Annotated in this window: 12 protein-coding genes; all 12 read left to right on the top strand. The window is 59.0% G+C overall.

The genetic code is table 11. The features are described from left to right. Positions 1–8: 8 nt before the first annotated feature. The 12 genes from KDN35_RS08105 to KDN35_RS08050 all read left to right on the top strand — a co-directional run bounded on the left by KDN35_RS08105 (position 9) and on the right by KDN35_RS08050 (position 11,830). Positions 9–1,619 (top strand): ATP-binding protein, encoded by a 1,611-nt coding sequence (locus KDN35_RS08105; protein ID WP_212132511.1) that lies wholly within the window; start codon positions 9–11, stop codon positions 1,617–1,619. Then, positions 1,616–2,302 (top strand): response regulator, encoded by a 687-nt coding sequence (locus KDN35_RS08100; protein WP_212132510.1) that lies wholly within the window; start codon positions 1,616–1,618, stop codon positions 2,300–2,302. Before KDN35_RS08105 ends, KDN35_RS08100 begins: the two co-directional genes overlap by 4 nt. Before the next feature lie 167 nt (positions 2,303–2,469). Continuing rightward, the gene (locus KDN35_RS08095; protein ID WP_171566771.1) at positions 2,470–3,504 is read left to right on the top strand and encodes a tripartite tricarboxylate transporter substrate binding protein; all 1,035 of its coding nucleotides are present in this window, start codon (positions 2,470–2,472) and stop codon (positions 3,502–3,504) included. A 57-nt stretch (positions 3,505–3,561) separates the two neighbouring features. Further along, a complete protein-coding gene (locus KDN35_RS08090) occupies positions 3,562–4,020 on the top strand; it encodes a tripartite tricarboxylate transporter TctB family protein (protein ID WP_171566772.1) in 459 nt (152 codons plus the stop codon). Positions 4,021–4,032: 12 nt separating this feature from the next. Beyond that, the gene (locus KDN35_RS08085) at positions 4,033–5,559 is read left to right on the top strand and encodes a tripartite tricarboxylate transporter permease (RefSeq protein ID WP_171566773.1); all 1,527 of its coding nucleotides are present in this window, start codon (positions 4,033–4,035) and stop codon (positions 5,557–5,559) included. A 134-nt stretch (positions 5,560–5,693) separates the two neighbouring features. Then, the gene (locus KDN35_RS08080; RefSeq protein WP_212132509.1) at positions 5,694–6,284 is read left to right on the top strand and encodes a GNAT family N-acetyltransferase; all 591 of its coding nucleotides are present in this window, start codon (positions 5,694–5,696) and stop codon (positions 6,282–6,284) included. An 80-nt stretch (positions 6,285–6,364) separates the two neighbouring features. Then, a complete protein-coding gene (locus tag KDN35_RS08075; RefSeq protein ID WP_212132508.1) occupies positions 6,365–6,775 on the top strand; it encodes a DUF3054 domain-containing protein in 411 nt (136 codons plus the stop codon). A 490-nt stretch (positions 6,776–7,265) separates the two neighbouring features. Further along, the gene (locus tag KDN35_RS08070; protein ID WP_212132507.1) at positions 7,266–7,628 is read left to right on the top strand and encodes a hypothetical protein; all 363 of its coding nucleotides are present in this window, start codon (positions 7,266–7,268) and stop codon (positions 7,626–7,628) included. Further along, on the top strand, positions 7,609–8,241 hold the full coding sequence (locus KDN35_RS08065) for a thiamine phosphate synthase (protein ID WP_212132506.1): 633 nt from the start codon (positions 7,609–7,611) through the stop codon (positions 8,239–8,241). Before KDN35_RS08070 ends, KDN35_RS08065 begins: the two co-directional genes overlap by 20 nt. Further along, positions 8,238–8,918: a thiamine phosphate synthase gene (gene thiE / locus KDN35_RS08060; protein WP_212132505.1), complete on the top strand. Its 681-nt coding sequence runs from the start codon at positions 8,238–8,240 to the stop codon at positions 8,916–8,918. Before KDN35_RS08065 ends, thiE begins: the two co-directional genes overlap by 4 nt. A 61-nt stretch (positions 8,919–8,979) precedes the next feature. Further along, positions 8,980–9,888 carry a hypothetical protein gene (locus KDN35_RS08055; protein WP_171564759.1) on the top strand — a complete coding sequence of 303 codons (909 nt, stop codon included), beginning with the start codon at positions 8,980–8,982 and terminating at the stop codon, positions 9,886–9,888. A 178-nt stretch (positions 9,889–10,066) separates the two neighbouring features. Further along, complete coding sequence (locus tag KDN35_RS08050) at positions 10,067–11,830, top strand: aromatic amino acid hydroxylase (RefSeq protein ID WP_212132504.1); 1,764 nt, start codon at positions 10,067–10,069, stop codon at positions 11,828–11,830. Positions 11,831–11,854 lie beyond the last annotated feature (24 nt).

Raw genomic sequence — 11,854 nt, 5'->3', positions numbered from 1 at the left:
AACCAACGATGATTTCAGCACGATTGCGCCTGACGCTGCAAACGCGAATGATTCTGCTGATGACGCTTGTCATCATCGTCTTGATCGGATCGATGGGCGCGGTGTTTTCTTCGATGATTGCGGCCACGATCGAAGACCAGGTGGGAAAACGCGCCCTGAGCGTGGCCAAGATCATGGCCAATCTGCCGCAGGTGCGCGGCGCTTTTGCCACCGGCCACCCCACGCAGATTATCCAGCCGATCGCGGAGAATGTGCGCATGCAAGCGGACGCCGAGTTCGTCGTGGTGGGAGACCGGAACGGGATACGCGTTGCCCATCCGCTGCCGGACCGCATCGGCCGGGAAATGGTGGGCGGCGACAACGAACCGGCGCTGCTGCACGGCCAGTCTTACGTCTCCAAAGCCGTGGGCAGCCTGGGGCCGTCATTGCGGGGAAAAGTGCCGATTCATAACGACACAGGGGACGTGATCGGGGTCGTCTCGGTCGGCTTTCTGCTGGAGGATATCGAAGCGGCGATCGACAGCTACCAGCAAAGGGTGATGCTGATTCTTGCCCTTGGCGTTCTGTTTGGCACGGCCGGTGCGATCTGGCTGAGCCGGTACGTCAAGCGGGCCATCCTCGGCCTGGAGCCGGAGGAGATCGCCTCCTTGTACATGGAGCGAAATGCCGTGCTGGAATCGGTCCGCGAGGGGATTATCGCCATCAACCGCCACGGCAAGGTGACGATGGCCAACAAGGCAGCGATCCAGATTCTGGACCTGCCGGACGAAGAACTGCGGGACAAGCCGATCCTGGAGCTTTTGCCGGACAGCCGGATGCTGGAGGTGCTGGAGTCCGGGGAGCATCAGTTGGACCGGGAGAGCACGATTGCCGGAAAAGAGATCATCGTCAACCGCGTACCGATCAAGTGGATGGGCAAGGTGGTCGGCGTCGTCAGCAGCTTCCGCCTCAAATCGGAAATTGACCAGTTGACGTCCGAACTGTCCCAGGCGCGGCGGTATGCGGACGTGCTGCGAGCGCAGACGCACGAATTTCACAATCTTCTGTATACGATCTCCGGCCTGCTGCAGTTGGGGTCGATTCAGGAAGCGATCGAACTGATCACGAGTGAGACTTCGGCGGAGCAGGAACTGGTCCTGTTCCTCGCCAAGCAGGTGCCTGACCCGCTGATCGGGGCGCTGCTGTTGGGCATGCACAATCGGGCCAAGGAACTGAAAATTCAGTTTTCTGTCAATCGGGACAGCCGGTTGAAGGAGCTGCCGCCCGACATCAATCGGCAGCAGGTGGTCGTAATGCTGGGCAACCTGATACAAAACGCATTGGAAGCAGTTGGGGAGATGAAATCCGGCCCCAAAGTGGTGGAATGCTACCTGTCGGACGCCGGCAGCGAGATTTTGTTTGAAGTGGAAGACTCCGGGCCGGGCGTGGACGACTCGATGCGGGAGAAGATTTTTGAGCACGGCTTTTCGACCAAACCGGGCGAGCATCGCGGCATCGGGCTGGCCAAGGTGAAAGGCATCGTCGAGGAGTTGGGCGGGTACATTCTGATCGGAAAAAGCGAGTGGGGCGGCGCGTTGTTTACGGTGTCGCTCGGCAAAAGAACGGAGGGAAAAGCATGAAGCCCGTAGAGGTAGTAATCGTGGAAGATGACATTCGCATCATTGACATTAATCGGCGGTTTGTGGAAAAGATCGAAGGATTTCGCGTCATCGCCACCGCGACCAGCGGGGAGGAGGCCAAGGAACTGATCGCCCGTGCCAAGCCGCACCTGGTCCTCTTGGACGTCTATCTGCCGGACACGTTGGGGACCGAGCTGGTCTGGCAGATGAGGCAGCAGCATCGCGAGTTGGACATTATCATGATCACTGCCGCCAAGGAGATCGAGATGGTGCAGCACGCCCTGCGCGGCGGGGTGTACGACTACATCGTCAAACCGCTGGTGTTTGAACGCTTCCGCGAACGGTTGGAGAGCTACCGGGAGCATTTCTGGCGCACCCGGGAAGCGGGCGAGGTGGACCAGGAAGAGATCGACCGGATGTTGACCCGGCGGCTTGCGAGCGCGAAGCCGCGCGATTCGCTCATTCCCAAGGGGATTGACGCGCTTACACTGGACAAGGTGATCAGCGCCATCAAACGGGCGGACAAGTTGGGCCTCTCCGCCGAAGAGGTGGGCCGGGAGATTGGCACCAGCCGCACCACGGCGCGCCGCTACCTGGAGTACCTGGTGGCAGAAGGAAAAGCGCAGGCCGATCTGGTGTACGGTACCGTAGGACGGCCGGAGCGAAAATACAAGTTACTGTGAGATGGATTCCCGGACGCGGGACGCCAGCGGTGCACAATATGAACAAAATGAACAAAATATTCAAAATATTACTTATGAACATAAACTGTTCAGCCTCCCTCCAGCGTGCTACGTTTATCTCAGTTTTGGATGCGCTTACAAAAAACGTTGGAGAAGGGGGCTTCAGTATGAAAAAACGAATCACTCTGACAGCGCTGTCCGTCGTCATAAGCCTGGCGCTTGCCGCGTGCGGCGGGGGGAACGGCACAAATAGCACTGCCACCGGGCAGGGGGGCTCGGCTGGTTCCGGATATCCGGACAAGCCGATCGTCATCGTCGCTCCGTCCGGCGCGGGAGGGGGCTGGGACAAGACCGCCCGCTCCGTCGCCAAGGTGCTCGGCGAGAGCAAGCTGGTCAATCAGGCGATCACGGTGGAAAACAAGCCGGGCGGCGGCGGTGTGGTCTTTCTCGCCGATTACGTCAGCAAGGAAAAAGGGAACGCGTACCGGCTGTTTGTCAACTCACCGCCAATCTTGATCAACCACAACAAGAAGGAGGGCAACAGCCCGTTTGGGTTCCGCGACGTCACTCCGCTGGCACAGTTGACCAGGGATTACGGCGCCCTCGTGGTCAAGGCGGACTCGCCGTATCAGGACGTGAAGAGCCTGCTTGCGGCCATCAAGGAAAATCCGTCTGCCGTCACAGTGGCGGGCGGGTCGGCTCCCGGCTCGATGGATCATCTGATCGCTGTATTGCCGGCAGCCAAATACGGTATTGATCCGAAAGCAGTCAAATACGTCTCCTACGACGGCGGCGGCGAAGCGATGGCGGCGCTGCTCGGCGGCAACGCGGACATGATCGCGACTGACGCATCCAGCGTGGGCGAGTACCTGAAAGCGGGCAAAATCCGTGTGCTGGGCATCACGTCTCCCGAACGGCTGGGCGGTGACCTGAAGGACGTGCCGACGCTGATAGAGCAGGGGATTGACGCCGAATTTAACATTTGGCGCGGCGTATTTGGCCCGGCTCAGATGCCGGCTGACGCCAAGGCCTATTGGGATGCCAAATTAAAGGAACTGTCCGAGAGCGAGGCGTGGAAAAAAGAGCTGGCTGTAAACGGCTGGGAGAGCGAATACCGGGATTCCGCCAGCTTTACAGCTTTCCTCGAAGAGCAGGACAAATTGGTCAAGGAGCTGTTGACTTCTCTGGGAATGTCCAAGTAAGGAGAGGGCAGCCCTCTCCATTCTGCGGTCTTTTTCATTCATCATGAGGAGGTAACCATGAACAAGACATTTGATCGCACCAGCAGCATCCTCTTTGCCTTGATCGGGGCACTGTTTGTCGCGGAAAGCCGCAACATTTCCACCAGCGCCTACGGCAGCGAAGTTGGCCCCAACCTGTTTCCGATGGGGCTGGGCATCATCCTGATCCTGCTGAGTCTTCGCCTGTTTTGGGAGACGTTCCGCTACCGGGAGTCGGTCACGTCTGCTGTCGTGCTCCGACACAAGCGCTTTTTGCTGATGTTATTGGCGACCGTTTTGTACGCCTGGTTTTTGGAGGATATTGGTTACGTCATCAGCACGTTTTTCTTTTTGCTGGCCGGGTTTCGGCTGATGGGCAGCGCCAGTTGGTGGAAGTCGGCCGCTGTCGCGCTTGCCTTTTCTGGCGGGGTCTACGCCGTCTACGTGCACATCCTGAAAGGAACGCTGCCAGGTTTTCCGACCTGGCTTGGCTTGTAGGGAGGGAGACGCATGGAAGCTTTGCAGTATTTGGCGGATGGCTTCACGATTGCCCTGCAATGGCACAATCTCGTCTACGCCTTTGTCGGTGTGCTGATCGGGACGTCGGTCGGGGTGCTGCCCGGCATCGGCCCGATGAGCGGGGTGGCGCTGCTGCTGCCGGTTACCGCCTCGCTGACAAACGGGCTGTCTCCCGAACAGGCCGCAGCAAGTGCGCTGATCCTCCTCGCGGGAGTTTACTATGGCGCGATGTACGGCGGTTCCACCACGTCGATCCTGCTCAATACGCCCGGCGAGTCATCCTCCGTCGTTACGACGCTGGACGGCTATCAGATGGCGCGGCAGGGGCGCGCGGGAGCTGCCCTGTCGATTGCGGCAATCGGTTCATTCGTCGCCGGTATAGTGGCGCTGGTGGCCCTGGTGTTTTTGGCGCAGCCGCTGTCCGAAGTGGCCCTCACGTTCGGCCCGGCCGAATACTTTTCGCTGATGATACTGGGGCTGTGCGCGGTCAGCGGCCTGGGCGGGAAGTCGATGACCAAGGCGCTGATCATGACCGTCTTCGGCCTGTTGCTGGCGACGATCGGTATCGACAACGTGTCCGGCGTAGCGCGGTTTACCTACGATATCCCCGACCTGTACCAAGGGTTGGAATTCCTGACGATTGCCGTCGGGCTGTTTGCGCTCGGCGAAGTGTTCAAGACCATTCTCGAGGCGGACGGAACGGAAGCGCAACTGATCAAGGTGGACCGCATCCTGCCGACCAAAGCGGACTTGAAGCGAAGTGCCGCCCCGATCGCAAGGGGGTCCCTGCTGGGCTTTTTCATCGGCCTCCTGCCGGGCGCGGGCGCGACGCTGGCGTCGTTCTTTTCCTATATCGTGGAGAAAAAGGTGAGCAGACAGCCGGAACGGTTCGGCAAAGGGGCGATTGAAGGTGTGGCCGCTCCGGAGTCGGCCAACAACGCGGCGTCCGGCGGAGCGATGATTCCGCTGCTTACCCTCGGGATTCCCGGCTCCGGGACGACGGCGATCCTCATGGGAGCGCTCCTGATGTACAATGTCCAGCCCGGTCCGCTGCTCTTTTCCGATCACCCGCAGGTGGCCTGGGGGCTGATCGCCAGCATGTTCATCGGCAACGTAATGCTGCTGATACTCAACCTGCCGCTGGTCAAAGTCTTTGCCAAAATCATCGAGACGCCCCCGCAGTACCTGATTCCGCTGATCATCGCGATTTCCGTGTTCGGTGTCTACGCGGTGCAGATCAGCACGTTTGACCTGATGCTGCTGATCGCCTGCGGGGTGGCGGGGTATCTGCTGGCGAAAAACGATTTCCCGCTTGCGCCATTGGTGCTGGGCCTGGTATTGGGACCAATGATTGAAAACAACATGCGGCGCGCCCTCACGACATCCAATGGCGACTTCCTGATTTTCCTGCAAAAGCCGTTGTCTGCGATCTTTCTCGCCTGTGCGTTGTTGTGGCTGGTCGTGCCGATGATATTGAAACTGCGCGGCCGTCAGGTAGTCGTCAACGAAGAAGCGTAGCCCGTCCCGTTTTCCCCTGTCGACAAAAAACAGCTTGACAGGCGACCAGCGGTATTCTATTCTTGGAAAAATTCCGCAGACATGTTCGGTTGGCTGCATCGAGCTTTATTTCGGAGAAGGAGGAGTATTGCATCATGCTGGAGATTGCTCCTGTCACGCTGGAAGGGGAAAGGGTGCGGCTGGAACCGCTCGGCCGCCATCATGTGGACGGCCTGTGGGAAGCGGGACGATACGAACAGATATGGACATACATGTCGGTCGTGTTTCGGCAGCCGACAGATGCGGAGCAGTTCGTGAACCAGGCATTGCAGGCGCAGGAGGCGGGAACCGAACTGCCATTTGCGATTGTGGATCGCCGGAACGAAAAAGTAATAGGCAGTACCCGTTTTCTCAACATTTCTCGCAAGGACCGGGGACTGGAGATCGGCTTTACCTGGCTGACCCCGTCCGTATGGAAGACGCAGGTTAACACAGAGTGCAAGTGGCTGCTGTTGCGCCACTGTTTTGAAACCTTGGGCTGCATTCGCGTCCAGTTAAAGACGGACGCCCGCAATCTCAACTCGCAGCGGGCGATCCAGCGCATCGGCGGCGTCCGCGAAGGCGTGCTGCGCAATCACATGATTGTCCGCGACGGATACATCCGCGACTCCGTCTACTTCAGCATCCTTGATCGAGAGTGGCCGGCGGTGAAGAAGAAATTGCAATTGTTGCTGTTTGGTGAATAACGGCCCGTTCCGATTGTGGCCGTCCCGTAATGGTGTGTACAATAAGCGTGTGCAACACTGTTACGGGAATGAGGGCTGCGATGAATCGGACACATGCTTTGGCCAGATGCGTGCTGATAGTTGGCGATCTGGCCGCTTTTCTGCTCTTTACCTACTACGGAAAACGGGCCCACGGGCTGCCTGCCGACGCTGCGGGGATTTTGGCGACGGCTGCTCCGTTTTTGCTCAGCTGGCTGGCCGCCGCGCTGTTGTTGGGGGTTTACCGCCCCCATAGGTACGAGCGGCCGGGAAAACTGATCCTCATCACTGTGGCGGCGTGGACGGTGGCAGCGCCGATTGGCCTCATCATCCGCGCACTGTGGCTGGGCACGCCGATCACGCTGATGTTCGCGGTGGTCGCGTATGGGCTCATGCTCATGTTTCTGCTTGGTTGGCGCATCCCCTTTGGATTCGTTCACACGCTGATTCGCCGCCGGAATACGCCGCGCTGATAAAAGCCCGGAACTTCGGAGACGCTAGCCAGTGACGACAATCCAGGGGAGGTGTGCACATGGGCAAGAACAACAACAGCAAAGACCTCGGGAAAAATCGCGGGAAGACGCTGGATGAGCACGATCAGAACACCAATCTGCGTCAGTCCCAGCACAATGATCGGAACAAGCAGGAGTAACTAAAAACCGCCGGTGAATCCGGCGGTTTTTGTTTGCAGACAAAGTCCGGGGTGTCATGGGTGATGGTGCCCGCTCGCACCCCTGACGATCGGCAAAAAAAGTGGACAGTGTCCTGACGTGGTGCAGGCCTCCGGCCAGGAACGTATGGGAAAAGCGATTTTTGCAACGACAAACCAACTGCATAGAGGGAGTTTCCAGGCAGACCGACTTGCGGGCCCAACCGAGTGGAGCAGCGATTTGCAGGCTTGGCGGAGCCGCATCGGCTAGTGATATAATAGGGGGAGTTTCTCAACAAGTGGGGGGAGCAACCGTGACCGAACCGATGCAGGATGTACAGCAGGTGACGCTGTCGACACAGGCGTTTTTGATTTTGTGCCGCCTGTTCGACGGCTGCTACGATGATATGAAACAGCAGGAATCGATGCAAGATCTGGTGGAATCCATTGCCGATATTTTGTTGGCAGGAGTGCAGGAGCTGGAAGGGCGACAGACAAAGCCGAGAACGGTCACGTTCCCGCTGACGCTGCCGCAATCGTTTTTGCTTCGCCGCCTGGCGCACGAGATGCTGGCTCGCGTGCCGGAGGGCCAGGAGGACAACATGACAAGCTGGCTGCAGGAGTGTGTGTCAGCACTGACAGGAGGGGCAGGGGCATATGGGACCCCGGCAACCTGAACTGCACGTCATCACCAGCGGCAGGCAGTCCCTCAATGAAGTGCTGAGGGTGGCGGAGGCCGCCTTTTTGGTCGGGATGGACTACCTGCACATCCGTGAAAAGCAGCGGACTGCCCGGGAATGCATGGAGTGGGTGGAAGCGCTGGCCCAGGTCATGCCCCGTGAGCGAATTCTGGTCAACGACCGGGTAGACGTGGCAGCGGCGGCCGGGTGCAGGGGCGCTCATCTCGCGTACCACAGCTTGACCCCGGCGGAAGCCCGCCGTGTGTTAAAGCCGGGGCAGCAGATCGGCCGATCCGTTCATTCGCTGGCCGAAGCCAAGCAGGCGGCTGCGGAGGGAGCGGATTACCTCTTGTACGGCCATATTTTTCCGAGTGCGTCCAAACCCGGTCTGGAGCCGCGCGGAACGGATGAATTGCGTAAGATCGCTGCGCAGGTGAAGATTCCCGTCATCGGCATAGGCGGGATCACGCCGGAAAACGCCTCTCATGTGCTGGCAGCAGGCTCAGCGGGTATCGCTGTGCTGTCCGGCATTACAGCGGCGAGTGACCCGCAGGCGGCGGCGCGTGCGTACCGGGAGGCGCTGGATCGATGGAAGGAGAGTCAGAGATGAGAGACCGTGAACGCTTGCGGAAAAGCATGCAGGTCTATTTTGTGGTGGGCACGCAGGATTGCGGTTTCTCGCCCGAGCGTACGCTGGCCATTGTCCGCGAGGCATTGGCCGGCGGCGTCGGGATGCTGCAGCTGCGGGACAAGGGGAGCCGTTTGACGGACGAAGAGCGGTACCGTCTCGGCCTGGAAATGCGGGCCTTGTGCCGGCAGTACGGTGCGTTGTTTGTCGTCAATGACGACGTATCATTGGCAGTGCGGCTGAAGGCGGACGGGGTCCACGTCGGACAGGACGACATGCCGCTCGCCCAGGTGCGGGAGTTGGTTGGCGAGCAGATGTACATAGGCGTATCTGCCGGGACGGTGGAGGAAGCACTTGCTGCCCAGGCAGGCGGAGCCGACTGCCTGGGAGTCGGCGCGATGTATGCCACCGCATCCAAAGCGGACGCCGGGGAGCCGATTGGTCCTGAGGGACTGCGAGCCATCCGCGAGGCTGTCGGCAGCGGACTGCCGATCGTCGGCATCGGCGGCATCACGCTGGAGAATGCGCGGAACGTACTGGCGGCAGGAGCGGATGGCGTCGCCGTCATCAGCGCAATCACTCGTGCCTCGTCGCCCGCCGAAGCGGCCAGAGAACTGAAACGCATCGCGACAGATGCGGCGAAAGGGCAGTCAAGCTGAGCGCATAACGTACAATAACCAACAAAACAGTGCCCTCCCAAGCGGCGAGGAGGTGGAAATGATGAAACATCGCATATACCGGATCGGGTACGAATGGGTCAGCAAGCGGGAGCTTCTGGAGAGGTTGCAGTTGACCGATTGCGTGTTGGTCGAGCACAAGCGGTTGTTCCCCGCGGATGAGGGCACGACAGGAGAGATCGTCCCGGAAGATGAGCGGCACGCCGTGCTGATTCGCAGCCAGCGCCGTCCGGGGGAATGGATCACCTTCAACGGTCTGTACGAAATTCAGTCCCGCGAGCCAATCCCCTGGATCGATTCGCCGCTGGAGTACCATCAGTTCGGCACAGAATTGATTCCGGGCAACATCCGTCGGGACAAGGCCCCTCAGGCGCGCATTCCGGCGCGGACCAAACTGCAGATCGCGGCCATCCGGCAGGAGACAGTGTTTGTCACGGTGCCCGGCCACCCGTCCCGCCGATACGAAATGTCACTGGCCCACGCCCGGTTCGCCAAAGACTTTCCCACGGAATTGGAGCTGAAACTGCAGGTGTATGCGTTTCCGCCCCGCCATGACATCTTTGTCGACTGGCTCCTGAAAGAAGGGCGAAAGACAGGAATTATCATCCGGCCGAATCAGGAGCGGGTGGAGCGTTCAGCGTTTCAGGTGTGGGAAGAACTGCGCCAGGAATACGGAATCAGCGTCAGCGCCGCGCTGATCGCCATCAAACAGGCCCTGATCGTACTGGACAGAGCCGGTCTGGAGAGTGATTTTCCTTATCCGGTCCAGGAGTTGTCCGACCTGTCGCTGTCCAACGACGCAGAACGGGACGCCTTTTACTCGTACCATGCCGTCCGCTGCGCCATGGCGGCCGTCTCGGCACTGTTGACGACTGATCCCAAGGACCCACTGCAAGATTTGCTGCTGGTGGACATCATGCTGGAACAGCAGATCAACCGCAGACGCGAGTAAGCGTCCTGCGGTTTTTTCATTATTTATGCTTTTGTTGTATAATGGAAGAAAATAGAAGTCGGATGATCTTATCCAGATAAGTTGAACAATAAACATTTTTTGCACAATTTTGGTCCGGGACGTGGTATGATAGATCGAGAAAGCGTTTTCACAAAAACCTGTTGAGGAGGCTGTGAGAATGAATCGTGTGGAATCCGATTTTTCTCTGGTGCAGGTGCCTGTCCATCTCAGAGAGTTTGTAGTGGAACAGGATTACGAGCGGTACACGCCCGTCGACCACGCCGTCTGGCGCTACGTGATGCGGCAAAATCTCAGTTTTCTCAGCAAGAAGGCCCACGCCGCCTACGTGGACGGTCTGCGCACTTCCGGTATCAGCGTGGAGCGCATCCCCAACATCCGGGAGATGAACGAAAGCCTGGCCCAGATCGGCTGGGGCGCCGTTACCATCAACGGCTTTATTCCGGCCGTGGCGTTTTTTGACTTCCAGGCGCACGGCATCCTGCCCATCGCCTGCGACATCCGCCAGTACGATCACATCGCATACACGCCGGCACCCGACATCATCCACGAGGCGGCGGGACACGCGCCGATCATCAAAGACGAAAAGTACCGTTCCTACCTCAAATTATTCGGGGAAATCGGTTCCCGCGCGCTGTCCTCCCGCGAGGATTACGAATTGTACGAGGCCATCCGCTTGCTGTCGATCGTCAAAGAGGATCCCGAGTCCACCGATGAGGAGATCCGGGCAGCGGAGTTGGCATTGGAGCAAAAAGCGCAGGCGGTCAAGGAAGTGTCCGAAGCCAACCAGCTTGCCCGTCTCTACTGGTGGACGGTGGAATACGGGCTGATTGGCGACCTGGAGAATCCGCAGATTTACGGTGCCGGCCTGCTGTCATCGGTAGGGGAGAGCATGAGCTGCCTGAAAGACGACGTGAAAAAAATTCCGTTTTCCCTTCAGGCCTGCATCGAAACGGATTACGACATCACCAAACCGCAGCCGCAGTTGTTCGTCTGCAGGGATTTTGACGAGCTGATCGAAGCCGTGCAGGAATTTGCCAAAACGATGGCCATGTCCGTCGGCGGCACACAGAGCCTGATCAAGGCGAGCAAAATGCCGCAGACGTCTACCTCCGTATACAGTTCCGGTCTGCAGGTGAGCGGCGTGCTCAGCGAGCTGGAATTTGACGACAGAGGTGAAGCGGTCTACTTGAAGACGACGGGACCGACTGCGCTGGCCGTGGGTGACAAGGAACTTCCCGGCCACGGCAAAACCTATCACGCAGAAGGCTTCGGCTCTCCGATCGGCTTGCTTGCCGGCGAACCCACCCCGCTGGAGGCGTTTACGGACGGACAGCTTGAGGCGTACGGAATCGTCGTGGACCAGACGACCACGCTGACCTTTGCCTCCGGTGTCCAGGTGGTCGGCAAAGTGGCGTACATTCGACGGGAAAACGGCAAGATCGTCTTAATCGGATTTGACAACTGCACCGTCACGTACCGGGGAAAAACGCTGTTTATGTCCGAGTGGGGGACGTACGACATGGCGGTCGGCGAAAAAATCGTCTCTGTCTTTGCGGGAGCGGCAGACCGCGAAGCGTTTGCCACCGGCACGCACAAGCCTTCGGCCGTCAACGCCAGACGCCCGGTGTACAGTCCAGAGCAAAAACGGCTGCATCGGTTGTATCAGCAGGTGCGCGACATTCGCGAACAGGCACCTGCTGCCGAGACGGCGCAGCGTGTACTGGCGGAAGTGCTGCGGGAAGTAGACGAGGCGTATACGGACGACTGGCTGATTCGTCTGGAAATCCTGGAGGTTCTCCACAGACGCGGCCTGCTCCCGGACAAACAGGCACAGCTTCGCCTGGCATTGGAAGCGCTGCGCGAGAAAGGCGAGGAGCAGGCACAGTTGATCGATAACGGCCTGTTGTTGATCGGAACGTAATTTTGCGGCGGTTACAGCGGCGTG

It is taken from the genome of Brevibacillus sp. NL20B1, from assembly GCF_018195675.1.
In the GTDB taxonomy this organism is placed as follows: Bacteria; Bacillota; Bacilli; order Brevibacillales; family Brevibacillaceae; genus Brevibacillus; species Brevibacillus aydinogluensis.
Note: the sequence above shows the minus strand (reverse complement) of the source record. Positions and strands in the feature narration are given on the sequence as shown.

Bases quoted from the DNA above. Each gene is read 5' to 3' on its own strand.
- KDN35_RS08090 (WP_171566772.1), top strand. From the start codon at position 3,562: ATGAACAAGACATTTGATCGCACCAGCAGCATCCTCTTTGCCTTGATC.
- KDN35_RS08100 (WP_212132510.1), top strand. From the start codon at position 1,616: ATGAAGCCCGTAGAGGTAGTAATCGTGGAAGATGACATTCGCATCATT.
- KDN35_RS08105 (WP_212132511.1), top strand. From the start codon at position 9: ATGATTTCAGCACGATTGCGCCTGACGCTGCAAACGCGAATGATTCTG.
- KDN35_RS08095 (WP_171566771.1), top strand. From the start codon at position 2,470: ATGAAAAAACGAATCACTCTGACAGCGCTGTCCGTCGTCATAAGCCTG.
- thiE (WP_212132505.1), top strand. From the start codon at position 8,238: ATGAGAGACCGTGAACGCTTGCGGAAAAGCATGCAGGTCTATTTTGTG.
- KDN35_RS08075 (WP_212132508.1), top strand. From the start codon at position 6,365: ATGAATCGGACACATGCTTTGGCCAGATGCGTGCTGATAGTTGGCGAT.
- KDN35_RS08050 (WP_212132504.1), top strand. From the start codon at position 10,067: ATGAATCGTGTGGAATCCGATTTTTCTCTGGTGCAGGTGCCTGTCCAT.
- KDN35_RS08085 (WP_171566773.1), top strand. From the start codon at position 4,033: ATGGAAGCTTTGCAGTATTTGGCGGATGGCTTCACGATTGCCCTGCAA.
- KDN35_RS08055 (WP_171564759.1), top strand. From the start codon at position 8,980: ATGAAACATCGCATATACCGGATCGGGTACGAATGGGTCAGCAAGCGG.
- KDN35_RS08080 (WP_212132509.1), top strand. From the start codon at position 5,694: ATGCTGGAGATTGCTCCTGTCACGCTGGAAGGGGAAAGGGTGCGGCTG.
- KDN35_RS08065 (WP_212132506.1), top strand. From the start codon at position 7,609: ATGGGACCCCGGCAACCTGAACTGCACGTCATCACCAGCGGCAGGCAG.